The organism is Pseudomonas sp. PA-1-3F (genome assembly GCF_021609665.1).
GTDB classification, from domain to species: domain Bacteria; phylum Pseudomonadota; class Gammaproteobacteria; order Pseudomonadales; family Pseudomonadaceae; genus Aquipseudomonas; species Aquipseudomonas paracarnis.
In genome coordinates this window covers 17,689-41,495 of the sequence record NZ_WJZD01000033.1, presented here as the reverse complement: position 1 = coordinate 41,495, position 23,807 = coordinate 17,689, and the positions used below count along the sequence as shown (strand labels likewise).

Here is a 23,807-nt window from a genome sequence, read left to right as displayed (position 1 = left end):
GTCCATGAAAAAGCCAAACCCGCTCCTCGAAGACCTCAAGCCTCTTCTGCCTGCCATTGCCGCGAACGCCAGCCGTGCCGAACAGCTGCGCCAGGTGCCGGATGAGAATATCGCGCTGCTCAAAAGTATCGGCCTGCACCGCGCCTTCCAGCCCAAGGCATTCGGTGGCCTGGAACTGTCGCTGCCCGAATTCGCCGACTGCATCGCCCTGCTCGCCGGCAGTTGCGCCAGCACCGCCTGGGCCATGAGTTTGTTGTGTACCCACAGCCATCAACTGGCGCTGTTCTCGGCGCAGTTGCAGGAGGAGATCTGGGGCGCCAACCCGGATGCCACGGCCAGCAGCAGTATTGCGCCGTTCGGCCGGGTGACCGAGGGCGAGGGCGGCGTGTACTTCAGTGGTGAGATGGGCTGGAGCAGCGGCTGTGACCATGGCGAGTGGGCGATTGTCGGCTGCCGTCGCCAGAATGCCGAAGGCACTCAGGATTACTGCTTTGCCGTGCTGCCGCGCAGTGACTATCAGATCCGCGATGACTGGTTCGCGGCCGGCATGAAAGGCAGCGGCACCAAGACCCTGATCATCGACAACGCCTGGGTGCCTGAGCACCGGATCCAGAAGGCCAAGGACATGATGGAGGGCAAGTCTGCAGGCTTTGGTCTCTACCCAGACAGCCAGATTTTCTACGCGCCGTACCGGCCGTATTTCGCCAGTGGTTTTTCCACCGTCAGCCTCGGCGTGGCCGAGCGCATGCTGGAGGTGTTCCGCGAAAAAACCAAAAACCGTGTGCGCGCCTATACCGGTGCCGCCGTCGGCGCAGCGACCCCGGCGCTGATGCGCCTGGCCGAGTCCACCCACCAGGTGGCCGCTGCTCGGGCGTTTTTGGAGAAGACCTGGCAAGACCACGCCGAACACAGCGCCGCCCACCGCTACCCCGCGCGAGAAACCCTGGCGTTCTGGCGCACCAACCAGGCCTACGCCACCAAAATGTGCATCGAAGCGGTAGACCGGCTGTTCGCCGTCGCCGGTGGCAATGCCTGGTTCGAACACAACGAAATGCAGCGCCTGTTCCGCGATGCCCACATGACGGGCGCGCATGCCTACACCGACTATGACGTGTGCGCGCAGATCCTCGGCCGTGAGCTGATGGGCCTGGAACCCGACCCGAGCATGGTGTAGCTGCGTTTTCCCTACAACAATCAGGCGGCCCATAGAGGCCACCCGGGAGTCTTGCATGTCCGACGTATTTGACCCACGAGCCTTTCGTCGCGCCTTGGGCAATTTTGCCACTGGCGTGACCGTGGTCACCGCCGCCACCGCCTCCGGGCGCAAGGTGGGCGTGACGGCCAACAGTTTCAACTCGGTATCCCTCGACCCGCCGCTGGTGCTGTGGAGCATCGACAAGCGCTCCAACAGCCATGCCGTGTTCGAGGAGGCCAGCCACTTTGCCGTGAATGTCTTGGCGGCGGACCAGGTGCACCTGTCGAACAATTTTGCCCGCCCCCGTGAAGACCGCTTCGCCCTGATCGAGTACGAGCCGGGGGAGGGTGGCTCGCCGGTATTCGCCGATTGCTCGGCGCGTTTTCACTGTGAGAAATACCAGCAGGTGGACGGCGGCGACCATTGGATCATGATCGGCAAGGTGGTGGCCTTCGATGATTTTGGCCGTGCGCCGCTGCTCTATCATCAGGGCGCCTATGCCGAGGTCCGGGCGCTGCCTCCCTGCGCGCCCGAAGCAGTTTAGAACGGCACGGCCACCACCAGTTGGCTGTAGACATTGGTGCCGTTGCCGCCGACCTGATTGCCACCGGTATCGGCTGATTTATCGGGTTTGTACAGGCCCAGCAGCGGCGTGATGATCAGGTGCTCGTTGACGGCCCATTCGGCATACAGGTCCAGTTCGCGGCCATCCAGGTTCAATTGGCCGTGGGTACTGACGGTGTTGTAGTCGAAGAACAGCGCCCCCAGGGTGACGTTCTCCAATGGTTTGACCTTGAGCGCCGCGTGCTGCACGGCGGTGTTGCTGTTGAAGGGGCCGGAATAGTTGCCCGCCACTTCGCCCTGCACCCAGGTGCCGTAGCCACGGTTGAAGCCTGAGAACATGCCGTCCCAGTTCTTCGAATAACGGGCGTAGCGGTAGGTCAGGTCCGGTGACCACGGCAGGTTGGCGAAGGTGTAGCCGGCTTCGGCGTAACCGGCATTTTCCTGGCCATCGCGACGGCTTTGGCGCGCCAGTTCGAAGGCGACGTGCGCGTTGTCGATACCGGCATTGCCGGTGCCGCGCAGGCTGTAGAGGTTCATGCCTTTGCGCTGGCGCTGCAGGTCGGTGGCGAAGCGCTCATCCACATCGATGCCGTGAATATAGGTCAGCCCCAGGGTGCCCGGCGCGGCACTGTATTCCAGGGTGCCGGCGGCCATTTCAGTGAGGGCCTGGGCACGGTTGTCGGACTTGATCCACATCAGGCTGCCATGCACACCGTCCTTGCCGCCCAGGCGAATCACCGCCGTCTTATCGAAGGCATGGCGTGCGGCGATGTAGTAGGCGCCGCCGCGATTGAACTCGCCGTCGCCGACGCCATTGCCCAGGTTGGGGCCGTCGTCGTTAAGGATAAAACCGTCGCCGAGCATGATGATCTGGCGACCGAACGACAGGTCCAGGCCGTCCTTGCCCAGCGCCGGTAACAACTCGCCAGACCGCCAGCCGGCGAAGGCTTCGTCAAACTTGGTGGTGCGCTCGGTGCCGTTGGTCAATCCGGCCGCATCGCCGTCGCCCCAGGTACCGGAACTCACCAGGTTGGCCGTGCCATACACACCGCCCAGGTTGCCCAGGCGCTGTTCGACGCTCAGGCCGTACTTGATGAACGCCTCACGCCAAGTGGAGCCGCCGCTGCGCCCATCGTAGTTCTTCGGGCTGTTGAACATACCGTACACGGCGAGGAAGTTGCCGGTGACCTGGGTGTCGGCGTCCGCATACAACTCGATGGCCTGCGCCTGGCCCACCAACAGTGCCACGCCCAGGCCGACCGTCTGGCGCAGGCAGCGGTTTTTCAGTGTGTGCTCCATTGTTATTGCCCCCATCTTGGTTAAGAGTGAGGGCGCATTAGGGCGAGCGGTGTGAGGCCAAGTCTTTTCCCTGCGTGCCAGGCAATTGACTCTGCCCGCCAGGCAGCAGGCCTTGGCAGGCAGCAACAAAACCGGCGGCAGACAGGGGCAAGACGATCAACGGGAGTGGGGCGCAGAGTGCCGACACATTAAAAAAAACCGCTTCGAGGACCCCTCCATGTCGATCAACGACCGACTCACCGCACACCTCAACCGGGGCACGGTAGGTTTTCCCACTGCGTTGGCCAGCACCATCGGCCTGATCATGGCCAGCCCGGTGATTCTCACCGCCACCATGGGTTTTGGCATCGGTGGCAGCGCGTTTGCCCTGGCGATGCTGATCGCCGTGGTGATGATGCTGGCCCAGGCGACGACTTTCGCCGAGGCCGCCTCGATGCTGCCCACCACCGGTTCGGTGTACGACTACATCAACTGCGGCATGGGCCGGTTCTTTGCGATCACCGGGACCTTGTCGGCCTACCTGATCGTGCATGTGTTCGCCGGCACCGCCGAAACCATCCTCGCCGGCGTCATGGCCCTGGTGAACTTCGAACACCTCAACACCCTGGCAGAGTCGGCCGGCGGCTCGTGGTTGCTGGGCGTCGGTTTCGTACTGGTGTTCGGCGTGCTGAACGCCTTTGGCGTCAGCGCATTTGGCCGCGCCGAGATCATCCTGACCTTCGGCATGTGGACCACCCTGATGGTGTTCGGCGTACTGGGCCTGATCGCCGCGCCGGCGGTGCAATTGGAGGGCTGGTTCGGTGAGTCGCTGGTGGGCACCGACCTGGTCACCGTGCTGTCGCTGGTGGGCATGGCGATGTTCATGTTCGTGGGTTGCGAGTTCGTCACCCCGCTGGCGCCGGACCTGCGCCAATCGGCCAAGGTGATGCCACGGGCGATGATGCTCGGGCTGATGGGCGTGGCGACGTGCATGTTCATCTATGGCGCGGCGATGAAGCGCCAGGTGGAAAACGTCGTGCTCGACGCCGCGTCCGGCGTGCACCTGCTGGACACACCCATGGCCATCCCCCGATTTGCCGAACAGGTAATGGGGCAGATCGGCCCGTTGTGGCTGGGTATCGGCTTTCTGTTCGCTGGCGCTGCGACCATCAATACCCTGATGGCCGGCGTGCCGCGCATCCTCTACGGCATGGCGGTGGATGGCGCCTTGCCCAAGGTGTTCACCTACCTGCACCCCCGTTTCAAGACGCCGCTGTTGTGCATCCTGGTGGCCATGTTGATTCCGTGCCTGCATGCGCTGTACCTGGGCGGCAACACCGACAACATCATGCACCTGGTGCTGGCGGCGGTGTGCGCGTGGAGTTTTGCTTACCTGTTGGTGACGCTGTCGGTGGTGATCCTGCGCGTTCGCCGTCCGGACTTGCCTCGGGCCTATCGTTCGCCGTGGTTCCCGCTGCCGCAGATCGTCTCCAGCATCGGCATCCTGCTGGGCATGTGGTTTATCACTCCGCCAGGCATGAACCCGGCTGACATTTATGTGCCGTTTGGCGTGATGCTCGGCGTGACGGCCACCTATGCGCTGTTCTGGACCCTGGTGGTGCAGAAGGTCAACCCCTTCAAGCCCGCCTGCGTGGAAGAGGTGTTGGCCAAGGAATTCAATCACGAACCGGGGCACGCCCATGAGGGTTATAGCGACCTTGCGGCAAAAACTGTTTGAGCTGTTTCGTGCTGACCGCGCACCCAGCGGGTATCGGCCGGGGGTGACCTTGGCCCACCTGCGGCGTAATCTGGGCCTGGCAAGCCTTGAAGTGGGCGGTGTGGCCTTCGAGATTGTCGAGCGCACCGAGTCGCAGTTGTTGATGCACCTGGTGCTGACCGAATGTGTCCTGCGCGTTCCTGCTGCAGCGGGTGGCGCTGGCAGCTTCGAGGTGCACCATGGCGGCGCGATCCGGCGCAGCGGTATTCATGTGCGGCGCCGCGCTGGCAACCAGGCACTGGGCCGTGAGTTGCAGGCGCGTTTGCAGGCTGACAGCGTGTTGTTCCAGGCGTTGATGCCGCTGGATTTCAAGCGCCTGCGCATCGAGCTGCAAGACCAGCAATGGTGCGTGCGCCTGGAGCATATGGGCGGCAGCGAGGTGGTCAACCGCATGCCGGCGTTCCGGCGCTACATTGCGTTGAGCCCCGAGCAACGCGGGTATCTCTTGGCCGTACTGGCCGGGTTGCGGCGGGTATTGTCGGACCTCTGATTGGCACCATTAGTGCTTCTGCAAAGGGCAAACAGGTTGTTGTTGCGTGCATATAGATAACATGTTAACTATTGCGCCAGAACAACAAGAATAACGCCACTGCGGAGACACCCAATGAGCATCCCACAGCATGCACCCGACGGGCTCGACAGCTGGAACCGCGAACTGCGCGACGCGTGCGGCCACTTCGATACCGAGCTGGCTTTCAACCGTTCGCTGTTTATCGGCGAGATCCATAACCTGCCGCGTGGCTTGGCCATCCTGCGCACCAATGCCGGGCTGATCAAGCGCTCGACGCACCACGCCGACCATGACAACGACCAGGAATGTTTCCTGGTCAGCCAACGCAGCGGCTACTCGCAAATCACCCAGAACGACCAGACGGTGCAACTGGCCCCCGGCGAAATGCTGTTGATGGATTCGGTAGGCTCCATTGAAATTACCCCCTTCGGCCTGATCGAACACGCCTCTCTGTCCTTGTCGCGCAACGCCGTATGCAAGCACCTGGGCGGCCAGGCACGGGCCTTCGGCAAGATCTCCTCGACCAAAGCCTGTGGGCGCATGCTGCATGTGCTGATGGACCAACTGTGCAAGGACGATACCGACGATGACGCCACGCAAGTGGAGGCGCTGCAAGCGGCCTTCGTCTCGCTGTTGGGTTCGGCGTTGGAGCAGGGCGACGAGTGCCGCGAGGGCGTAACTGCGTTGCACGGCAATAACCTGCGCAGCTATGTGCAAAAAGTCATTGATGAGTCGCTGAGCCAGCCAGGCCTGAGCCCGATCGGCCTGGCCAACCGCCTGAATATCTCGGTGCGGCACCTGTACCGTCTGTTTGAAGAACAGGACGACAGCGTCTGCCGCTATATCCAGCGCGCACGGCTCAAGCGCAGTGCGGATGACTTGACCAACCCGTTCCTGCGCAGCGAGTCGATCACCTCGATTGCCTACAAGTGGGGTTTTACCGACTCGGCGCACTTCAGCCGCTCGTTCAAGAAGCAGTTCGAAGTGTCGCCCAAGGATTTTCGTTCCAGCCGGTTGCAGGCGGTGCAAGCGTGATCGTTCCCACGCTCCGCGTGGGAACGCCGCCCCGGACGCTCCGCGTCCCGCGCCAGAAGTCGTGACGCGGAGCGTCACAGGATGCATTCCCACGCAGAGTGAACTGACCCCACAAAGTTGGACGATTTTCTATCTATGCCTGAGCGGCCTGAATTCTGTATTCAACAGGACTCAGGCCGTTTAGCTTCAGTCTGATACGCGAGTGATTGTAATACTGGATGTACTCGTCGATGCCTGCGTGAAGCTCATCCAGGTCGTTAAATTTGTTCAGATAAAAAATTCGGACTTCAGTGTGCCGAAGAAACTCTCCATGGCCGCGTTGTCATAGCAGTTACCCTTGCGCGACATGCTCGGCGTAACGGAGCGTTTTTTGAGAGCCCGCAGGTAAATGGGCATTCGATACTGCCAGCCCTGGTCTGAGTGCAAAACCGGTTTCTCATGCGGCTGAAGCCGCTTGAATGCACCTTTGAGCATCTTCCCGACCATATCGAACAGCGGTCTTCTGGCAACCTCGTAGGAAATGATTTCGCCGTTGTACAGATCCAAAACGGGAGACAGATAAAGCTTCTGACCTCCAACTTTGAACTCTGTAACGTCGGTTACCCACTTTTGATTGGGTGACGGAGCTTCGAATACACGCTTCAAAAGATTAGGCGCTGCCTTGCCTACCTCCCCCTTGTAGGCCCTGTATTTCTTCACCCGCACCAAGCTCTTGAGCTGAAGCTGCGCCATCAGTCGCTGAACAGTCTTGTGATTGACGAGATGACCAGCGCTCCGTACAGCAGCCGTTATGCGGCGATAGCCATACCGGCCCTTGTGCTCGTCGAACGTCGAGCGAATCTTGTCTTTCAGTTCTGCGTACTTATCAGCCGCTTGCAGCGCCTTTTGCTGATAGTAAAAGGTGCTGCGTGCCAAACCGGCAAATTTCAGCAGGCTTTCGAGAGAATGCAGCGGCCTCAGTCCTATTACGATTTGCGCTTTTTCTGCTGCGCTACTCGTTTCTTCTCCTGAACCAAGGCATCGAGCTTTTTTAGGTAGTCGTTTTCCATCCGCAACTGCTTCACCTCGGCAAGCAAATCATCGCGTGAGCGCGATTCGTCATCGGTTGAGCTGGGTTGAACGGGAGGAGTGGTGGTCGGCATTTTTTTCGGACGTCCGGCTCTATTAGGCTGCTTGGTAAGGGCATCAAAACCGCCCTCATCAAAGCGGCGTTCCCAGAGACCGATGATGTCGAACTTACGGATGTCGAACAAGGCCGCCGTCTGCCGATAGGACAGCTGTTCCTCACGCATACGTTTCAAAACAGACAGTTTGAAGTCGTTGCTATAGCGCTGCAGTTTTTTCTCTTTAAGCCCAGCAACGCCATGCACTTGATAGGCCGCGACCCACTGGCGAAGGGATGAAAAGTCCACATTGTGACGGTGTGCAACATCCCTCAAACCCGCGCTACCGGAACAATAGTCCTGCACGGCTGCGAGTTTTGCTTGCTCTGTGTACTTACCCATGACACCCCCCAAGGTTGTGTCCAACCTTTGGGGGTCAGTTCAGAGCGTGGGAACGATCGGCAAACCGCCCTCATCAAAGCGGCGTTCCCAGAGACCGATGATGTCGAACTTACGGATGTCGAACAAGGCCGCCGTCTGCCGATAGGACAGCTGTTGATCGTTCCCACGCTCCGCGTGGGAACGCCGCCCCGGCCGCTCCGCGTCCCGCTCCAGAAGTCGTGACGCGCAGCGTCACAGGATGCATTCCCACGCAGAGCGTGGGAACGATCGGGTTTCAGATTTCGGGCAGCGTCGCGCCACCATCCACCACCAGCGTCTGCCCGGTGATATAGCCCGCCAGGTCAGAGGCCAGAAACACCATCGCCCCGGCAATATCCGCCGCAGCGCCCAGGCGCCCCAGCGGCACACGGCGGGCGATGCTGTCATTCACGGCCGCATCGCCCAGGTTGCCCATCGCCGGCGTGGCGATCATGCCGGGCTCCACGCCGTTGACCCGCACATTCAACGGCGCCAGCTCCAGCGCTGCATTGCGGATAAACCCATTCACCCCAGCTTTGGACGCCGCATAGTGGCTCAGCCCCGGATAACCGACCCGGTTGCCGGTGACCGAAGACGTCACCAGCACGCAGCCCCGGCCTTGTTCGCGAAACATCGGCAACGCCGCCTGGGTCAGCCAGAACAGCGCCGACAGGTTCACCGCCAGGGTGCGCTCCAGGATCGTTGGGGTAATGTCGGCAAAGGCGGTCAGCGGAAAGTACCCGGCGTTGTGCACCAGCACATCCAGTTGCGCCAAGCCTTGGACGCAGGCGAACACCGCTTCGGCATCCGCCAGATCAACGCCAACGGCGTCAACGTGATGCCCCTGCGCGCATAACCCGGCAGCCAGGGCTTCAGCCTGTTCAACCCTACGGTCGGCAATCACCACTCGCGCACCGCGTTGGGCAAAGGCCTGGACGATGCCCAGGCCAATGCCCTGGGCGCCGCCGGTGACCAGCACGACCTGGCCGCTGAAATCCAGGTCATTCGTCATGGGCAGGCTCCAGGTGCGTAAACGCCAGCGTCGGCACGTCGACGATGCTGGAGCCACCGTCCGCCACCAACGTGGCGCCGGTAATGATCGAGGCGTCGTCGCTGGCCAGGAAGCGGCACACCTTGGCGATCTCGTCGGCACGGGCGGCGCGCCGCAGCGGGACATCGGCACACACACGCGCATAGGCCTGCTGCAAGGTTTCGCCGTACGCCTCCATCAACGGCTGCATCTCCGCGTCGGCCATCGGCGTGTGCACCCAGCCTGGGCACACCGCGTTCACCCGCACGCCATGGGGCCCATAATCACGGGCCAGCGAGCGGTTGAGCCCGAGCAGCGCATGCTTGGCGGTGGTGTAGCCACACACCTCGGGGCCTGCCGCCAATGAGGCGATGGAGCCAATCAGCACGATGTTCCCGGCGCTTTCCTGCAACAGCGGCAGGCAGGCGCGGGCGCTGTAAAACGCACTGTCGAGGTTGCTGCGCAGCGCGTCTTCCCAGGTGGCCGGGCTGGTCTGGGTCGCACTGCCCAGCCCGTGGCCACCGGCACAGGCCAGCAGCACATCGAGGCGCCCGAAGTGGCTGCGGATTTGTTGGATGAAGCCGTCCCAGGTGTCCGGGCAGGCGGCATCGCCCACCAGGATCAGCCCGCCGGTGTCTTGCGCCACCTGTTCCAGTGGCTCACGACGCCGACCGATCAGCACCAGATGCGCGCCTTCCTGTGCGTACAAGCGTGCGCAGGCAGCGCCGATGCCGGTGCCGGCCCCGGTGATCACCACCGTGCGCGGCTCAGTCACGGGGGTACTCCGTGCGGTTGAGCACCTGGCAATAGGAACTGATCGGGAAGTTCGACAGCGCGTCGAAGGACGCCCCGGCATAGCCGAAGATCTTGCCGTCGCTGCGGTGCTGTTGCAGGTCGATCAGCACCAGGCCGAGGGTCGGTACGATCTTCTCCTGCCAGACGAACAGGTACAGCTGTTCGGCGATCTTGTAGTAATGGCAGCGGTCGGTGTCGCACAGGCCTTTCTCCACGCCCTCAAGGCATTGCCAGGCGTAGAACCGCGGGTTGAGGTAGATGTGTTCGTAGACCTCGCTGGGGCTGTAGCGGTAGTGGTTGCGCAGGCCGACCAACTCGTCGGTGGGGGCGTGCAGGCAGTGGCCGTCCTGCCACGGCCGGTCGAGGCTGCCATGGAGGAAGTCAACCTGTACCGAGGTCAGCGGTTTGCCGGCCAGGGCGCGGTGGTAAAGGCCTTCGTGGGTCTCTGCCGGTTCCGGCATACGGCCAATCACTGCGGTAAAGGAGGCATTTGGCGTGTCCAGCACCAGGCTGATCGACCAGCTTTGCCCGGCCTCGTGCTTGATAAAATCCACCAGGTACAGGCCCGGGCGAATCGAGCTGGCGCGGTAGGCGGCGCTGCCGCTGGAGTGGCCATCGGCGGCGTGCCAGGCCAGGCGCTCCTGTTCGAAGCGGTGTTCGATCTGCCAGCCATTGGCAAAGTGCAGGGTGAAGGTCTGGCCGGCCAGGTCGGCCAGGTTCGGCAGGATGAACGCCTCGGGTGCAAAACCGTCGGCCAGGGCGCCCACGGTGATCCAGTCAGATGAATTCGACATGGCAACGCCTCCCTTACACGACGGCGAAGTAGTGTTTGACGAAACTCTCGCTGACCACTTCCCACAGCACCGGCGTGCCCTTGGTCACGAACCAGCTGTCACCGGCCTTGTAGCGGGTGGTTTGGCCGGTGGACTCGTCGGTCAGCACCACTTCGCCGGTGACCACCGTGGCTTGCTCGGCGAAAGGGTAGACCATGCGGAACTTGCCCTGGGTCGTGCCGAAGTACGCACTGCTGACCGCATCGGTGGGCGCGCCAAAGGTCATCTTGCCGAAGGCGCGGACGTCGCCTTCAAGGATTTGCGAGCCGAGGTCGGCCACGGTGCCCCAGGCGTCGAGTTCCGACAGCTGGACGTTGTGTTTGAGGGTGGTAAGTGTCATGGCAGATGCTCCGATAAGTACGAGATTTTTGTAGGAGCGAGCTTGCTCGCGAAAAACTCACAGGCGCCGCGTCCATTCAGGAAGCACGCGTTATCGTTGAAGTTTTTCGCGGGCAAGCCCGCTCCTACAGGGGGTTAGCGGCGACCGTTCCAGTAGCCGGAAAGTTGGTGCCAGGATTTGCCCGCCGTCAGCAGCAGCGGGCGAATCGCGTCCTTGCCGATGATGGTGGGGCGGTGAATCGAGCTGACCAGGTCATAGCGCGCCGAGCCTTCGCTCATGCCTTCGGCCAGCACCTTGCAGATGATGTGGCTGGGGGTTACGCCGAAGCCGGAATAGCCCTGCACGAAAAACGCATTGCTGCGCCCCGGCAAGGTTCCCACTTGCGGAAACAGGTTCGGGCTGCACGCCATCGGACCGCCCCAGGCCAGGTCGATTTTCACGTCCTTGAGGTAGGGGAAAATCTTCAGCATCAGGTGGCGGTTCCAGGCTTTCAGGTCGCCGGGAATGTGCTCCACCAAAGGCGTGGCGGCGCCGAACAGCAGGCGGTTTTCGTTAGTCACGCGGTAGTAGTCGATCACCGGGCGGATGTCGCTATACGCCCCACGGATCGGGCTGATGCGCTGGATCAACTCCTCGGACAACGGCTCGGTCATCATCTGGAATGCGTAGGTGTTGATGGTCGAGCGGTGCAGTTCCGGCTCCAGCTTGTTGAGAAAGCTGTCACAGGCCCACAGCAACTTGCTGGCGCGTACCGAACCGCGCCCGGTGCGCACGGTGATGCGCTCGCCGTAGCTGACGTCCAGGGCCGGGCTGTTCTCGAAGATTTTCACACCATGGCTGACCAGCGCGGTGGCTTCGCCCAGCAGCAGGTTGAGTGAATGCACATGCCCGCCGCCCATGTGCAACAGGGCGCTGGTGTAGGCGGTGGAGCCGATGATCTGCTGTACGTCGGAGCCGCCGAGAAAGCGGATTTCGTGCTGGCTGTTGATCGACTTGAAGTCCTTCTCCCAGGCGCGCAGGGTTTTTTCCTGGCGGGCGTTGAAGCCCATGTAGCCGTAGCCGTGGCAAAAGTCCGCGTCGATGTTGTACTTGGCGATGCGGTTCTTGATGATGTCGGCGCCCAGGTCGCTGATCTCGAACACTTGGCGCAGGCCGTCTTCGCCCACGTCCTTCTTGATCTTCTCCAGGTCATGGCCGATGCCTGCCATGATTTGCCCACCGTTGCGGCCCGTGCCGCCAAAGCCCAGGTAGCGCGCTTCAAGCACCACAATGTTGGTGATGCCTTTTTCCGCCAGCTCAAGGGCCGTGTTGATCCCGGAAAAGCCGCCGCCGATGACCACGACGTCTGCCTCGATATCCTGTTCCAGGGTGGGGAAGCTGAGGTTGTATTTCTTGGTGGCGGTGTAGTACGTGGGGGTTTCGATGTTGATCATGGCGCAGCCTGAAAAAGTGAAGGAAGGCGCTAAAGCGGATGCCTCCATTAGGGCCCCTGGCGGGCGGGAAGTCTTGATCCTGCGTGCCCGGGTTTTTGATTCAGCGCGCCACGGGCGAGGGCACCTACAAGTTATAGCGCGCTCGCCGGCCGGGAATGTTAGAGTTTCGTTAAACTATTAACTAAATACTTCGTGACCCTGAGCCCTATGTCCACACCTCGACAATCCCTGACCCTGGCCCTGCTGCAAGCGCGCGAGGCCGCGATGAGTTTTTTCCGTCCTTCCCTGAATGAACACGGCCTGACCGAACAGCAATGGCGCATCATCCGCATCCTTGAACAGCATGGTGAGTTGGAGATCTACCAACTGGCAGAACTGGCCTGCATCCTCAAGCCGAGCATGACCGGCGTGCTGGTGCGCATGGAAGCGGCCGGCATGGTGCACCGGCGCAAGGCCGAACAGGACCAGCGCCGGGTGCTGATTACCCTGGCGGACAAGGGCAAGGCGAGTTTCGAGTCCATGAGCCAGTGCATGGAGGCCAACTATCAGCGTTTGCAGGATCAGTTTGGCGAAGAGAAATTCCAGATGCTGTTGGGGTTGCTGGATGACTTGAAGAACATCAAGCGATAAACCAACAGCTGAATCACCACCGATCAACTGTGGGAGCTGGCTTGCCTGCGATAGCGCCGGGTCAGCTGGCTTATCTGTCGCTGATGCACCGCCATCGCAGGCAAGCCAGCTCCCACATGGATTTCAGTAGACACCACCGGTATTGGCAGCCACCGGTACGTCTTTGAACTTCCCGGCCAGGCTTTGCAGCCCCCGCATCAACACCGTGGTATCCACCCCCACCGCCACGAACGTCGCCCCCAACTCGATATAGCGTCGTGCGAGATTTTCATCCGCACTGAGAATCCCTGCCGCCTTACCCACCTTGACGATACGCACGATGGCTTCCTCAATCGCCGCCTGTACCTGCGGATGCCCCGGGTTACCCCGGTGGCCCATGGACGCGCTCAAATCTGCCGGGCCGATAAACACCCCGTCCACGCCTTCGACGGCGGCGATGGCGTCCAGATTGGCCAGGCCTTCGGCATTCTCAATCTGCACCAGCAGGCACATCTGCGCGTCGGCCTGGTCGAGGTAATCGGCGATGGTGTTCCAGCGCGAGGCGCGGGCCAGGGCGCTGCCGACCCCGCGAATACCCTGGGGCGGGTAGCGCAGGGCGCGCACCAGTTCCCGGGCCTGGGCGGCGTTTTCGACCATGGGCACCAGCAGCGTCTGGGCGCCGATATCCAGCAGTTGTTTGATCAGCGCCGTGTCGCCGATCACCGGGCGAATCAGCGCCTGGCTGGGGTAGGGCGCGATGGCCTGTAATTGCGCGAGCATGTCCCCCAGCTGGTTGGGCGCATGTTCGCCGTCGATCAGCAGCCAGTCGAAACCGGCGTTGGCGGCCAGTTCCGCGCAGTAGGCGTTGGCAAGGCCGAGCCACAGGCCGATCTGTACCTCGCGGTTGTGCAGGCGTTGCTTGAAGCGGTTGACAGGCATGTCCATGAAAGCACTCCTGAGTTCAGACGAAGCGGCAGGCAATCGAGCCGAGCAGGTCGTAGTCGACGTGGAAGGTATCGCCAGGGCGGGCTGCCACGGGGCGGGTAAACGAGCCGCCGAGAATCACTTGGCCGGGCAGCAGGGTGACGTCATAGGGCGCCAGCTTGTTGGCCAGCCAAGCCACGCCTTTGGCCGGGTGGTTGAGCACCGCCGCCGACACCCCGGACTCTTCGATCACGCCATTGCGATACAACACCGCCGGCACCTTGCGCAGGTCGATCTCGGTGGGGCGCACGGCGCGGCCGCCGAGGACCACACCGGCGTTGGCGGCGTTGTCGGAGATGGTGTCGAACACCTTGCGGGTGGCGTTGGTATGCGGGTCGACCTGCTGGATGCGGGCGTCGATGATTTCCAGCGCCGGGATCACCCACTCGGTGGCGTCGAGCACATCGAACACCGTGCAGTTGGGGCCTTTGAGCGGCTTGCCGAGGATGAAAGCCAGTTCCACCTCCACCCGCGGCACGATGAAACGCTCGAAGGGAATGTCGCTGCCTTCGTCGAAAAACATGTCGTCGAGCAGGGCACCGTAATCGGGTTCGGTGATATTCGAGGACACCTGCATGGCCCGTGATGTGAGGCCGATCTTGTGGCCCTTGAGCGTGCGCCCGTCCTTGATCTTCTGCGCGACCCATTCACGCTGGATGGCGTAGGCGTCCTCGATCGTCATATCGGGGTAGTCGAGGGAAAACTGGCGCACCTGTTCGCGGCTGCGTTCGGCGCGGTCCAGGTGGGCGGCGGCCGCGAGGATTTGCTGGGAGTCGAGCATGGCAACGGTCTCTAGTGTGGGTTGACGATGGCGGCCTGGGTGCGCAGCACCAGCAAGCCACCGAGGGCGATAAACAGCGCGAGTACGTACAGGGCCAGGCTGGCGCTCTGGGTGGCGTCGCGCATCCAGCCGATCAGGTAGGGCGCGAGGAACGCCGCGATGCTGCCGAACGAGCTGATCATGGCGATGCCCGCCGCCTGGGTGGTGTGGGAGAGAAACGCCGGTGGCAGTTGCCAGAACATCGGCAGGGCGGCACTGGCGCCCATGCCGGCGACCACCAGCCCGCCCATCACCAGCAGCGCATTGGCGGGCGCCAGGCCCGCGACGGCGATGCCGAGCGCCGCCATCAGCAATGGCACGCATAGGTGCCAGCGGCGTTCGCTGTGGCGGTCGGACGAGCGCCCGCAGCCGAGCATGAAGAAGCAGCCGGCCAGGTACGGCACGGCGCTGAGCAAGCCGACCTGGCTGTCACGGCCGATGCCGGCGCCGTGGATCAGGGTGGGCATCCAGAACGCCAGGGTGTTGACCGCCAGCATCACCGCAAAATACACGGCCACCAGCAGCCACACCTGCGGGTCACGCAGGATGCCGCCGAACGAGGTGATGGTCTTGCGCTGTTCCTCGTTGCTCAGTTGGGTGTGCAATTGCTGTTTTTGCTCGGCAGTCAACCAGTGCACCGACTCGAAACTGTCCGGCAGCCACTTGAGTACCACCAGTCCCAGTAGCACCACGGGCGCGCCTTCGATCAGGAACATCCACTGCCAGCCGCGCAGGCTGCCGACGTCGTGGAAGTTCTCCAGGATCGCCCCGGAAATCGGCCCGCCCAGCACTCCGGCCATGGGCACCGCAATGGCAAACAAGGCAGTGACCTGGGCGCGACGGCGTGCCGGGTACCAACGGTTGAGGAATACCAGGATCCCCGGGAAAAAACCGGCCTCGGCCACACCCAGCAGAAAGCGCAGCACGTAGAACCCGCGTGCGCTCTCCACCCACAACATGCCGGTGGAGAGCAGACCCCACACCACCATCAGGCAGGCGATCCAGCGCCGTGGCCCGACGCGGTCCAGGGCAATGTTGCTGGGCACGCCGAACAGTGCGTAGGCGATGAAGAACAGGCCGGCGCCGAAGCCATACACGGTGTCGCTGAAGTGCAGATCGCTGCTCATCTGCATCTTGGCAAAGCCGATGTTGATGCGGTCCAGATGGGCGAACAGGTAACACACCAGCAACAAGGGCATCAGGCGCCAGGTCACCAAACGATGGGTGCGGTCGTGCTCGGCAAGCCGCAGGCTTGCAGTGGAATGGGCTGTGCTCATGGCGTTGTTCTTTTTGTTGTAGGAGCGAGCTTGCTCGCGAAAAAAACGTTAACGAAAACGCAGCGCTGCCGGTGATCCGCGGGGCCTGTGGGTTTTTCGCGAGCGAGCTCGCTCCTACAGGGAGGACGGGGCCGTTTCAGTTCGCCGGGTTGTTCAGGAACGCATGCACATTGTTCTGCTTGAAGTTGAGCTGCGGGTGCAGCTCGATCATCTCGAACGACAGCGCCAACAACCGTTGCGCCTGCAGCTCGGCGAAGTGTGCGGTGACCACCGCGAACACCGCTTGGGCGACTGCTTCGCGCGTCGCCAGGTCGCGGCCATGGCCGACCTTGAGGGTCATGTGTACAAAGGCATAATCGTGCTTGCCGTCGGCCATGCGCCAGGTGTCCAGGCGCACGCCGCGACTGCGAATGCCGCCCAATGGAAACACACCGCTGTCACCCAGCACGCGGTGGACTTTTTCAAACAGGCCGGGCAAATCGGCCTGCTGTTCGAGGTTGTCGGTGTACTCAGCGATAAAGTGCGGCATGGTGTTCTCCCAGGGTTAAAGCGGGAAAATCGCGTTGATCTGGCCGGTGCCCGAACTGCCGAACGGCGGCGTGATGATCTCGGTCGGCTTGGCATAGTCCGGCCCACCCAGCAGGCCCAGGAGCATGGCGGTGTCGTGCATCTTGCCTTCGCCAAAACAATGTTCGGCGTAGTCGGGCAACATGGCGCAGAACTCCTTGAAGCGACCTTGCTTCCACATTTGCACGACATGCAGGTCCACCTGCTTGTCGAATTCGCGGGTCCAATTGTGGATATTCGCCTCAGCCTGGCGGTCGTCCGAGAACCGATGGGACAGCGAGCCGGACGCCAGCACCAGCACCTTGCGGTCGCTCTTTTCGATCGCCCGGCGCACGGCGGCGCCGAAGGCGAAGCTGTCTTCCAGGCGATGCCAGGCGCACCAGGCAGCGATGGAAATGACCTTGAGCTTTTGCTCCTCGGGCACGTCCATATGCATGTAGCGCATGGGCACCAGGGTGCCGTATTCCAGCTCCAGGCTCGGGATGTTATGGGCCATGCTGCGCACGCCGGCCAGGTTGGCTTCGGCGGCGATCAGCTCACCCAGTTCAGGGCAGCCGGGGTAGGCGTAGTCCATGTTCTTGATGAAGTGCGGCAGTTCGTTGCTGGTGTAGGTGCCCTGGAACTGCTCGCCGCAATTGACGTGGTAGCCGCTGTTGACCAGCCAGTGCACGTCGAACACCACCGCAGTGTCTGCCCCGAGTTCGCGGGCACGCCGGCCGATCTCCTTGTGCCCGGCAATCGCCGCTTCGCGACAGCCGTGATGCTTGCCGGGCAGTTCCGACAGGTACATCGACGGTACGTGGCAGATCTTCGCTGCCAGAACCACTTGGCCCATGATGACTCTCCTGAATAATTATTCTTGTATGGCCTGTGAGGTCCCTGTGGGAGCTGGCTTGCCTGCGATGGCATCGACTCGGTACGGCTGAAGGACCGCGGTGTCTGCATCGCGGGCAAGCCCGGCTCCCACAGGAGGCTCGTTTGAGCCTGGGCTACACGCCCCAGCGCGGAATGTGATGACTGCCCATGGAAATACACACGTTCTTGATCTCGGCAAACACTTCGAAGCTGTACTGGCCGCCTTCACGCCCGGTGCCCGAGCCTTTGACTCCGCCAAACGGCTGGCGCAAATCCCGTACGTTCTGGCTGTTGATAAATACCATGCCCGCTTCGATACCGCGCGCCAGGCGGTGGGCCTTGCCGATGTCCTGGGTCCAGATGTAGGAGGCCAGCCCGTATTCGGTGTCGTTGGCCAATTGCAGCGCTTCAGCTTCGTCTTTGAAAGGGATCAGGCACACCACCGGGCCGAAGATTTCTTCCTGGGCGATGCGCATCCGGTTGTTCACGTCGGCAAACACCGTTGGCTGGATAAACTGGCCGCGGCTCAGGTGCGCCGGCAGGTTGGCCGGGCGTTCCAGGCCGCCAGCCAGCAGCGTGGCGCCTTCCTCCAGGCCGATCTTGATGTAGCCGGTGACCTTGTCGTAATGGGCCTGGGTGATCATCGAGCCGACCTGAGTCTTCGGGTCCTGGGGGTCGCCGACGATCAAGCGCTTGGCTCGCGCCGCGAACTCGGCGACAAATTGCGGGTAGACGCTTTCCTGGATGAAGATGCGGCTGCCAGCGGTGCAGCGCTCGCCGTTGAGGGAAAAGATCGTGAACAACGCGGCGTCGAGGGCGCGTTCCAGGTCGGCGTCTTCAAAAATCAGCACCGGCGACTTGCCGCCCAGTTCCATGGAGTACTTTTTCAGGCCGGCGCTCTGCATGATTTTCTTACCCGTGGCGGTGCCGCCGGTAAAGGAAATCGCCCGTACATCCGGGTGGCGCACCAGTGCATCACCGGCGGTGGCGCCGTAGCCCTGGATCACATTGAGCACGCCGTCGGGAATCCCGGCTTCCACCGCCAGGCGCCCCAGTTCATTGGCGGTCAGCGGCGACAGCTCCGACATCTTCAACACCGCCGTATTGCCCAGCGCCAGGCACGGCGCGGTCTTCCAGGTGGCGGTCATGAACGGCACGTTCCACGGCGATACCAGCCCGCACACGCCCACCGGCTGGTACAGGGTGTAGTTGAGCATCTGGTCATCCACCGGGTAGGTGTGGCCGTCCATGCGGGTGCAGACTTCAGCGAAGAAATCGAAGTTGTGTGAGGCACGCGGGATCAACATGTTCTTGGTCTGGTGGATCGGCAGGCCGGTGTCCAGGGTTTCCAGCTCGGCCAGGTGTGGCACGTTCTGTTCGATCAGCTCGCCCAGTTTGCGCATCAAGCGCGCGCGCTCCTTGGCCGGCGTATTGGCCCACTTGGGGAACGCCGCCTTCGCCGCCGCTACGGCTTGCGCGACTTCTTCGGCGCCGCCGCTGGCGACTTCGCCGATGGCCTCGCCGGTGGCCGGGTTGTAGTTGATAAAGGTGTCTTTGCTTTCGACCTCACGGCCGTTGATCCAGTGTTTGATCATGGTGCTCAAGCCTCTTTGCGCGCGGAGAAAAACTCCGTTTCACTGACGATACGGTTGACCAGGCGGCCCACGCCTTCGACTTCCACCACTACCTCATCCCCCGGCACCACATCGGCCAGGCCCTCGGGCGTGCCGGTGGCGATCATGTCGCCCGGTTGCAGGGTCATGAAGCTGGACAGGTATTCGATGAGGTAGGGGATATCGAAAATCATGTCTTTCGTGCTGCCTTCCTGGCGCAGTTCGCCGTTGATCCAGGTACGCAATTTCAGGTTGCCTGGGTCGGGCACATCGGCCACGTCGACAATCCACGGGCCGACCGGGGTGGTGGCGTCGCGGTTTTTCACGCGCAGGTTGGGGCGGTAGTAGTTTTCCAGGTAGTCGCGGATCGCGTAGTCGTTGCACACCGTGTAACCGGCCAGGTAGTCCAGGGCGTCGGCGCGCTTGACGTTGCGCGCGGTCTTGCCGATGACCGCCACCAGCTCGCACTCGTAGTGCATGTAGGCGACGTTGTCGGGGCGCCAACTGACTTGGCGGTGACCGGTGTAGGTGCCCACCGATTTGATGAATGCCAGCGGTTCGGTCGGCGGCGTAAAGGCCAGTTCGGCGGCGTGGTCGGCGTAGTTCAAACCCAGTGCGAACATGTTGCCGGTGGCGGGTGGCAGCCATTGCACCTGGTCTTCGGCCAGCAACCGCCCATCCTCCAGGCGCACGCTGCAGTCGGCTTGCACCAATACGTTGTGGGTTGCACCTTCAAAGTGGATACGTGCGCGTTTCATGCCGATGCCTCCGCTGCAATGGTGTTGCTCAGGCGGCCAATGCCGGTGATATCGACCTCAACCTGGTCGCCTGGCTGCACATCCACGCGGCCTTGCGGGGTGCCGGTGATCAGTACATCGCCGGGGTACAGGGTCATGAACTCGCTGATCTCGGCGATCAATTGCGGGATGTCGCGTACCCAATCGGCGGTAGAGCTTTCCTGGCGCAGCTCGCCATTGACGAACAGCTTGAGGCTCAATTGATTGGGGTTGGCCACTTGATCCCGCGCCACCAACTGCGGGCCCAGGGCGCAAAACCCATCGCGGCATTTGGCTTTGACGGCGGGGCGGTAGTAGCTGTCTTCCGGCAGGCTGAATTCATTCACCACCACATACCCGGCCACATGCGCCATGGCGTTCTCCAGGCTGACACGGCTGGCGCGCTGGCCGATCACCACACCCAACGCCGGGCCCGGCTGCAGGCGCTCGCCCGCAGGCTGCAGCACTACGCCGCCATGGGCATTGCGGGTGTTGGGGGTTTTGATAAACAGCACCGGCTTGGTCGGCGGCTGCTGGTAGGGCGGCTGTTGGAAGGCGGCGAGATGCTGGTCCAGCAGGCCCTGGTAGTTCAGCGCAACGCCGAACAGGGTGCCGCTGGCAACATCATGCAGGGTTCGGCTCATGCGTTTCTCCTGGCGGTGACGACGGCTGCACAGGCCGTTCGTTAAGTTGTTAACGTTATAATTAATATGTTAACTACCGTCAAGCGTGGCACACTGCGCTGGCCTCACAACAACAAGAAGAGAGCCCCGTGAAGCCGATTCCCAACATCAACATCGGGCAGGTCTACGACCAGCGCTACAGCGACGCCGAGGTGCATTACGACAAGCTCGGCAACCTGGCGGGGTTTTTCGGGCGCAATATGGCGGTGCATCGCCATGACCGGTTTTTCCAGGTGCATTACGTCAAGAGTGGTGCAGTGCGGGTGTATCTGGATGACCGCCAGTACGTTGAATCGGGGCCGATGTTTTTTCTCACGCCGCCCACGGTGGCCCACGCGTTTGTCACCGAAGCCGATGCCGACGGGCATGTGTTGACGGTGCGCCAGCAGCTTGTATGGGGATTGATCGACGCCGACCCCAGCCTCGCCTCCGGCGCCGCATGTGTGGCCTTGACTGGCGACGCTGAGGGGTTGGAACAACTCTTCGAGGCGCTGTGCAGTGAGATCAACGCCGAACGGGCAGGGCGCGCCGCCGCCCTCGACAGCCTGACGCGGTTGATCATGATCCGGTTGCTGCGCCTGTGCGCCCACGCCCAGCCGGCACGCCCGACAGCCCATGAAGACCTGCGCATCTTCCATCGTTTCAACGAGCTGATCGAAGCCCACTACCTGGAACACTGGCCGTTGGCGCGTTATGCCGAGGGCATTGGCGTGACCCAGGCGCGGCTCAATGAAGTGTGCCGACGCATTGCCGACCTGCCGTCCAAGCGCCTGATCCTTGAACGGCTGATGCAAGAGGCCAAGCGCCTGCTGTTGTTTACCGGCAGTTCCGCGAATGAAATCTGCTACCAGCTGGGGTTCAAGGACCCTGCGTATTTCAGCCGGTTTTTTTTGCGCTATGCACAGATGACGCCGGGGGAGTACCGGCTGCGGCAGTCGGGGTTGCGCTGATATCCCAGGCGCCACCCAGTGCGGTATACAAATTCACCTCGGCGACCAACTGCGCCAGCCGGTCCACAATCAGCGCCTGTTGCGCGCTGAACAGCGAACGCTGCGCATCGAGGAACGTCAGGTTGCTGTCCACGCCGCTGCGGTAACGGTGCTCGGCCAGGTCATAGTAGTTCTGGTTGGCGGCGACGAAATCCCGTTGCGCCGCCAGTTGGTCGTTGAAGGTCTGGCGTGCGGCGAGGCCGTCGGCAACTTCCTGGAAGGCGCCCTGGATGGATTTTTCGTACTGGGCCACCGTGATGTCCTTCTGCAGCCTGGCGTAATCGAGGCTGGCGCGCAGGCTGCCGGCGTTGAAGATCGGCAGGTTGATCTGCGGCTGAAAGGTCCAGCTACCCGAGCCGCCCTTGAACAGCCCCGACAGCTCCTTGCTGGTGCTGCCGGCGTTTGCCGTCAGGGTCACGGAAGGAAAGAACGCAGCACGGGCCGCACCGATATTGGCGTTGGCCGCCTGCAGTTGGTATTCGGCCTGGAGGATATCCGGGCGGCGTTGCAGCAGGTCCGAGGGCAAGCCGGCGGGCACGCGAGCGACCAGATCGTCGGCCAGCGGTCGCGCAGGCAGGTGTTCATCCACCGGGCCACCCACCAGCAGCGTGAGGTTGTTGAGGTCCTGGGCCACCTGGCGTTCATAGCGGGCTACGCTGGCGCGGGTACTTTCCACTGCTGTGCGCGCTTGCACTACGTCCAGCGCCGAGGCTTTGCCTGCGCTTTTACTGCGGCTGGTCAATTGCCAGCTGTGGTCGTTGGCGACCAGGGTTTGCTCGGCCAGGGCCAGCAGTTCCTGATCGGCGCGCCAGGTCAGGTAGGCATTGGCGACGTTGGCCACCAGGCTCAATTGCGTACTGCGCCGCGCTTGTTCGGTGCCCAGGTAAGTGAGCAGCGCCTGTTCGCTGAGGCTGCGCACGCGGCCGAACAGATCCAGTTCGTAAGCGCTCAGGCCCAAGGTGGCGGAGTAATTGGAGGTTATCGCTGACTTGCCGGTGCCGGTCACGCTCCCCGGCAGCTTCTGGCGCTTGCCGGCGCCTGTGGCAGAGATCGCCGGGAACAGATCCGCGCGCTGGATTCGGTACTGGGCCTGGAACGCTTGCACATTCAGGGCCGCCACTCGCAGGTCGCGGTTGTTGAGCAGTGCATCATTAATCAGCTGTTGCAGCGCCGGGTCGCGGAACAGCTGCTGCCAGTCCGGGTTTTGCGCCTGGGTGCCGGCCTGCGCCAGGCGGTATACGCCGTCTTGGGGGTACTGCGCAGGCGTCGGCGCGGCTGGTCGCTGGTACTCGGGAATCAGCGAGCAACCGCCGAGCATCCAGGCCATGCCGACGGTGCACAGTGCTCGTGTGCTCATCAGGCGCCCACCATCCATTTGGCCAGGCCATGCCGGCCGCTCACGCCCAGCTTGGCGGCGGCGCGCTTGAGGTAGGTCTCGATCGAGCTGTTTTTGACACTGAGTTTCTCCGCGATTTGCGGCACGGTACCGCCGGTCAGCAGGCCCAGGCACACCTCCTGTTCCCGCGCCGAAAGGGTGATGTCGCTCAAAGACAAGCGTTTGTAGAACTCACGCTGCAACTGCGATTGTTCCAACAGGGTATGGGCCGGCTCAGTCTCGGCGTGCGTCGCCTGGCGCAGGCTCTGGGCGTGCCGTTCCATCAACGGCAACAGCGTGTCCGACAAGCACTTGAGAAACGACAACTCAGCCAGGGAGAACCCCTGCTGCGTCGGCGGGCGGTAGAACGAAATCACACAGCGTCGATTGCCCTGGCGCGATACCAGGTTGCACTGGTGCGAAGTACCGCGCGGATGCGCGCTGTTGGCCTTGGCGTTCATCTGGATCAGCAGCGGGTCTTGCATGTGCAGCATCTGCCGCAACAGCGGGTGGTCGTTCAGCGCATGCAAGGTCTGGGGCACCGACAAATCCTTTTTCACCCCGGCGCTGCCCAGTAACTTGATGTCCAGCACGCGGTCGCGCAGTTCATCCAGGGTCCATTCGCTGAGGTCCACCAGGTGAATCGGTACCCACTTGCCCACCAGCTGCAACATCGTGGCGGCGAAATGTTCGTCGCCGCTGTTTGAAATCAACTCGCCCATCTCGGCATAAAAATGCGGGCCGCAGGTGTCGCCAATACTTGGGGTCAGACTCATAGCCATCTCATCCTTGATGTCGAAAACCGTCAACGGTTGCCCAGGGCCTGTGCAGGGCGCTCCGTACTGCTTGAACGTAACTCGGCGTTCGAGATTTTATTTAGCCATAGGGATTTGTCCTACGTATGTAGCGGAAACGAGGGACACAAGCTGCCATAAAAGCTGCGCC

Annotated in this window: 22 protein-coding genes and 2 pseudogenes; 7 read left to right on the top strand and 17 right to left on the bottom strand. The window is 62.2% G+C overall.

The window, feature by feature from the left end; translation table 11 throughout:
* Positions 1 to 4 precede the first annotated feature (4 nt).
* Both GIV26_RS21610 and GIV26_RS21605 read left to right on the top strand, forming a co-directional pair.
* Positions 5 to 1,174 carry a p-hydroxyphenylacetate 3-hydroxylase oxygenase component gene (locus GIV26_RS21610; RefSeq protein WP_236282141.1) on the top strand — a complete coding sequence of 390 codons (1,170 nt, stop codon included), beginning with the start codon at positions 5 to 7 and terminating at the stop codon, positions 1,172 to 1,174.
* 55 nt (positions 1,175 to 1,229) lie between these two features.
* A pseudogene (locus tag GIV26_RS21605) lies at positions 1,230 to 1,703 on the top strand (flavin reductase family protein); the annotation flags it as partial.
* A 32-nt stretch (positions 1,704 to 1,735) separates the two neighbouring features.
* Here the strand turns inward: GIV26_RS21605 and GIV26_RS21600 are convergent.
* On the bottom strand, positions 1,736 to 3,058 hold the full coding sequence (locus tag GIV26_RS21600) for an alginate export family protein (protein WP_236282139.1): 1,323 nt from the start codon (positions 3,056 to 3,058) through the stop codon (positions 1,736 to 1,738).
* Between the two features lie 217 nt (positions 3,059 to 3,275).
* On the opposite strand from GIV26_RS21600, the gene GIV26_RS21595 reads away from it, so the two are divergent.
* From GIV26_RS21595 to feaR, 3 genes are all read left to right on the top strand, one after another.
* The gene (locus tag GIV26_RS21595) at positions 3,276 to 4,775 is read left to right on the top strand and encodes an APC family permease (RefSeq protein ID WP_198716052.1); all 1,500 of its coding nucleotides are present in this window, start codon (positions 3,276 to 3,278) and stop codon (positions 4,773 to 4,775) included.
* The gene (locus GIV26_RS21590) at positions 4,738 to 5,304 is read left to right on the top strand and encodes a DUF3156 family protein (RefSeq protein WP_236282137.1); all 567 of its coding nucleotides are present in this window, start codon (positions 4,738 to 4,740) and stop codon (positions 5,302 to 5,304) included. The genes GIV26_RS21595 and GIV26_RS21590 overlap by 38 nt, the downstream gene beginning before the upstream one ends.
* 114 nt (positions 5,305 to 5,418) lie before the next feature.
* Complete coding sequence (gene feaR, locus GIV26_RS21585; RefSeq protein WP_236282135.1) at positions 5,419 to 6,360, top strand: transcriptional regulator FeaR; 942 nt, start codon at positions 5,419 to 5,421, stop codon at positions 6,358 to 6,360.
* Between the two features lie 133 nt (positions 6,361 to 6,493).
* Here feaR and GIV26_RS21580 read toward each other — a convergent pair.
* The 6 genes and pseudogenes from GIV26_RS21580 to GIV26_RS21555 all read right to left on the bottom strand — a co-directional run bounded on the left by GIV26_RS21580 (position 6,494) and on the right by GIV26_RS21555 (position 12,314).
* A pseudogene (locus tag GIV26_RS21580) lies at positions 6,494 to 7,865 on the bottom strand (IS3 family transposase).
* Between the two features lie 274 nt (positions 7,866 to 8,139).
* On the bottom strand, positions 8,140 to 8,895 hold the full coding sequence (locus GIV26_RS21575) for an SDR family oxidoreductase (RefSeq protein WP_089042187.1): 756 nt from the start codon (positions 8,893 to 8,895) through the stop codon (positions 8,140 to 8,142).
* A complete protein-coding gene (locus GIV26_RS21570; RefSeq protein ID WP_236282133.1) occupies positions 8,885 to 9,688 on the bottom strand; it encodes an SDR family NAD(P)-dependent oxidoreductase in 804 nt (267 codons plus the stop codon). Before GIV26_RS21570 ends, GIV26_RS21575 begins: the two co-directional genes overlap by 11 nt.
* Positions 9,681 to 10,502: a molybdenum cofactor biosynthesis F family protein gene (locus GIV26_RS21565; RefSeq protein WP_116665349.1), complete on the bottom strand. Its 822-nt coding sequence runs from the start codon at positions 10,500 to 10,502 to the stop codon at positions 9,681 to 9,683. The genes GIV26_RS21570 and GIV26_RS21565 overlap by 8 nt, the downstream gene beginning before the upstream one ends.
* A gap of 13 nt (positions 10,503 to 10,515) precedes the next feature.
* A complete protein-coding gene (locus tag GIV26_RS21560) occupies positions 10,516 to 10,881 on the bottom strand; it encodes a cupin domain-containing protein (protein ID WP_236282131.1) in 366 nt (121 codons plus the stop codon).
* 134 nt (positions 10,882 to 11,015) lie between these two features.
* The gene (locus tag GIV26_RS21555) at positions 11,016 to 12,314 is read right to left on the bottom strand and encodes an NAD(P)/FAD-dependent oxidoreductase (protein ID WP_236282129.1); all 1,299 of its coding nucleotides are present in this window, start codon (positions 12,312 to 12,314) and stop codon (positions 11,016 to 11,018) included.
* Positions 12,315 to 12,521: 207 nt separating this feature from the next.
* Here GIV26_RS21555 and hpaR point away from each other — a divergent pair, with 207 nt between their 5' ends.
* Entirely contained in the window at positions 12,522 to 12,944 is a 423-nt protein-coding gene (hpaR, locus tag GIV26_RS21550; RefSeq protein WP_032896376.1) for a homoprotocatechuate degradation operon regulator HpaR, read from the top strand.
* 123 nt (positions 12,945 to 13,067) lie between these two features.
* Here hpaR and hpaI read toward each other — a convergent pair whose 3' ends face one another.
* The 8 genes from hpaI to GIV26_RS21510 form a co-directional block, all read right to left on the bottom strand.
* Positions 13,068 to 13,868 (bottom strand): 4-hydroxy-2-oxoheptanedioate aldolase, encoded by an 801-nt coding sequence (hpaI, locus tag GIV26_RS21545; RefSeq protein WP_236282127.1) that lies wholly within the window; start codon positions 13,866 to 13,868, stop codon positions 13,068 to 13,070.
* A gap of 16 nt (positions 13,869 to 13,884) precedes the next feature.
* Positions 13,885 to 14,688, bottom strand: coding sequence for a 2-oxo-hept-4-ene-1,7-dioate hydratase (gene hpaH / locus GIV26_RS21540; protein WP_019821184.1), 804 nt, complete (start codon positions 14,686 to 14,688; stop codon positions 13,885 to 13,887).
* Between the two features lie 11 nt (positions 14,689 to 14,699).
* Positions 14,700 to 16,004 carry an MFS transporter gene (locus GIV26_RS21535; RefSeq protein WP_236282125.1) on the bottom strand — a complete coding sequence of 435 codons (1,305 nt, stop codon included), beginning with the start codon at positions 16,002 to 16,004 and terminating at the stop codon, positions 14,700 to 14,702.
* Positions 16,005 to 16,140: 136 nt separating this feature from the next.
* Positions 16,141 to 16,533, bottom strand: a complete 393-nt coding sequence (locus GIV26_RS21530) for a 5-carboxymethyl-2-hydroxymuconate isomerase (protein ID WP_054917491.1) — start codon at positions 16,531 to 16,533, stop codon at positions 16,141 to 16,143.
* A 15-nt stretch (positions 16,534 to 16,548) separates the two neighbouring features.
* Complete coding sequence (gene hpaD, locus GIV26_RS21525; RefSeq protein ID WP_197900675.1) at positions 16,549 to 17,406, bottom strand: 3,4-dihydroxyphenylacetate 2,3-dioxygenase; 858 nt, start codon at positions 17,404 to 17,406, stop codon at positions 16,549 to 16,551.
* A gap of 154 nt (positions 17,407 to 17,560) precedes the next feature.
* Complete coding sequence (hpaE, locus tag GIV26_RS21520; protein ID WP_236282123.1) at positions 17,561 to 19,021, bottom strand: 5-carboxymethyl-2-hydroxymuconate semialdehyde dehydrogenase; 1,461 nt, start codon at positions 19,019 to 19,021, stop codon at positions 17,561 to 17,563.
* 5 nt (positions 19,022 to 19,026) lie between these two features.
* Entirely contained in the window at positions 19,027 to 19,797 is a 771-nt protein-coding gene (locus GIV26_RS21515; protein ID WP_236282121.1) for a fumarylacetoacetate hydrolase family protein, read from the bottom strand.
* On the bottom strand, positions 19,794 to 20,459 hold the full coding sequence (locus GIV26_RS21510) for a fumarylacetoacetate hydrolase family protein (RefSeq protein WP_054917480.1): 666 nt from the start codon (positions 20,457 to 20,459) through the stop codon (positions 19,794 to 19,796). Before GIV26_RS21510 ends, GIV26_RS21515 begins: the two co-directional genes overlap by 4 nt.
* Positions 20,460 to 20,587: 128 nt before the next feature.
* Here GIV26_RS21510 and hpaA point away from each other — a divergent pair, with 128 nt between their 5' ends.
* Complete coding sequence (gene hpaA, locus GIV26_RS21505) at positions 20,588 to 21,448, top strand: 4-hydroxyphenylacetate catabolism regulatory protein HpaA (RefSeq protein WP_089042196.1); 861 nt, start codon at positions 20,588 to 20,590, stop codon at positions 21,446 to 21,448.
* Here the strand turns inward: hpaA and adeC are convergent.
* Together adeC and GIV26_RS21495 are read right to left on the bottom strand one after the other, a co-directional pair.
* On the bottom strand, positions 21,375 to 22,844 hold the full coding sequence (gene adeC, locus GIV26_RS21500) for an AdeC/AdeK/OprM family multidrug efflux complex outer membrane factor (protein WP_236282112.1): 1,470 nt from the start codon (positions 22,842 to 22,844) through the stop codon (positions 21,375 to 21,377). The two genes, hpaA and adeC, sit on opposite strands and share 74 nt — an antisense overlap.
* Complete coding sequence (locus GIV26_RS21495) at positions 22,844 to 23,638, bottom strand: helix-turn-helix transcriptional regulator (RefSeq protein WP_236282110.1); 795 nt, start codon at positions 23,636 to 23,638, stop codon at positions 22,844 to 22,846. Before GIV26_RS21495 ends, adeC begins: the two co-directional genes overlap by 1 nt.
* Between the last annotated feature and the right edge of the window lie 169 nt (positions 23,639 to 23,807).

What these genes read in the sequence shown, in the direction of transcription:
- GIV26_RS21610 (WP_236282141.1), top strand. Translation starts at nt 5, where the DNA reads ATGAAAAAGCCAAACCCGCTCCTCGAAGACCTCAAGCCTCTTCTGCCT.
- GIV26_RS21600 (WP_236282139.1), bottom strand. Translation starts at nt 3,058, where the DNA reads ATGGAGCACACACTGAAAAACCGCTGCCTGCGCCAGACGGTCGGCCTG.
- GIV26_RS21595 (WP_198716052.1), top strand. Translation starts at nt 3,276, where the DNA reads ATGTCGATCAACGACCGACTCACCGCACACCTCAACCGGGGCACGGTA.
- GIV26_RS21590 (WP_236282137.1), top strand. Translation starts at nt 4,738, where the DNA reads ATGAGGGTTATAGCGACCTTGCGGCAAAAACTGTTTGAGCTGTTTCGT.
- feaR (WP_236282135.1), top strand. Translation starts at nt 5,419, where the DNA reads ATGAGCATCCCACAGCATGCACCCGACGGGCTCGACAGCTGGAACCGC.
- GIV26_RS21575 (WP_089042187.1), bottom strand. Translation starts at nt 8,895, where the DNA reads ATGACGAATGACCTGGATTTCAGCGGCCAGGTCGTGCTGGTCACCGGC.
- GIV26_RS21565 (WP_116665349.1), bottom strand. Translation starts at nt 10,502, where the DNA reads ATGTCGAATTCATCTGACTGGATCACCGTGGGCGCCCTGGCCGACGGT.
- GIV26_RS21560 (WP_236282131.1), bottom strand. Translation starts at nt 10,881, where the DNA reads ATGACACTTACCACCCTCAAACACAACGTCCAGCTGTCGGAACTCGAC.
- GIV26_RS21555 (WP_236282129.1), bottom strand. Translation starts at nt 12,314, where the DNA reads ATGATCAACATCGAAACCCCCACGTACTACACCGCCACCAAGAAATAC.
- hpaR (WP_032896376.1), top strand. Translation starts at nt 12,522, where the DNA reads ATGTCCACACCTCGACAATCCCTGACCCTGGCCCTGCTGCAAGCGCGC.
- hpaI (WP_236282127.1), bottom strand. Translation starts at nt 13,868, where the DNA reads ATGGACATGCCTGTCAACCGCTTCAAGCAACGCCTGCACAACCGCGAG.
- hpaH (WP_019821184.1), bottom strand. Translation starts at nt 14,688, where the DNA reads ATGCTCGACTCCCAGCAAATCCTCGCGGCCGCCGCCCACCTGGACCGC.
- GIV26_RS21535 (WP_236282125.1), bottom strand. Translation starts at nt 16,004, where the DNA reads ATGAGCACAGCCCATTCCACTGCAAGCCTGCGGCTTGCCGAGCACGAC.
- GIV26_RS21530 (WP_054917491.1), bottom strand. Translation starts at nt 16,533, where the DNA reads ATGCCGCACTTTATCGCTGAGTACACCGACAACCTCGAACAGCAGGCC.
- hpaD (WP_197900675.1), bottom strand. Translation starts at nt 17,406, where the DNA reads ATGGGCCAAGTGGTTCTGGCAGCGAAGATCTGCCACGTACCGTCGATG.
- hpaE (WP_236282123.1), bottom strand. Translation starts at nt 19,021, where the DNA reads ATGATCAAACACTGGATCAACGGCCGTGAGGTCGAAAGCAAAGACACC.
- GIV26_RS21515 (WP_236282121.1), bottom strand. Translation starts at nt 19,797, where the DNA reads ATGAAACGCGCACGTATCCACTTTGAAGGTGCAACCCACAACGTATTG.
- GIV26_RS21510 (WP_054917480.1), bottom strand. Translation starts at nt 20,459, where the DNA reads ATGAGCCGAACCCTGCATGATGTTGCCAGCGGCACCCTGTTCGGCGTT.
- adeC (WP_236282112.1), bottom strand. Translation starts at nt 22,844, where the DNA reads ATGAGCACACGAGCACTGTGCACCGTCGGCATGGCCTGGATGCTCGGC.
- GIV26_RS21495 (WP_236282110.1), bottom strand. Translation starts at nt 23,638, where the DNA reads ATGAGTCTGACCCCAAGTATTGGCGACACCTGCGGCCCGCATTTTTAT.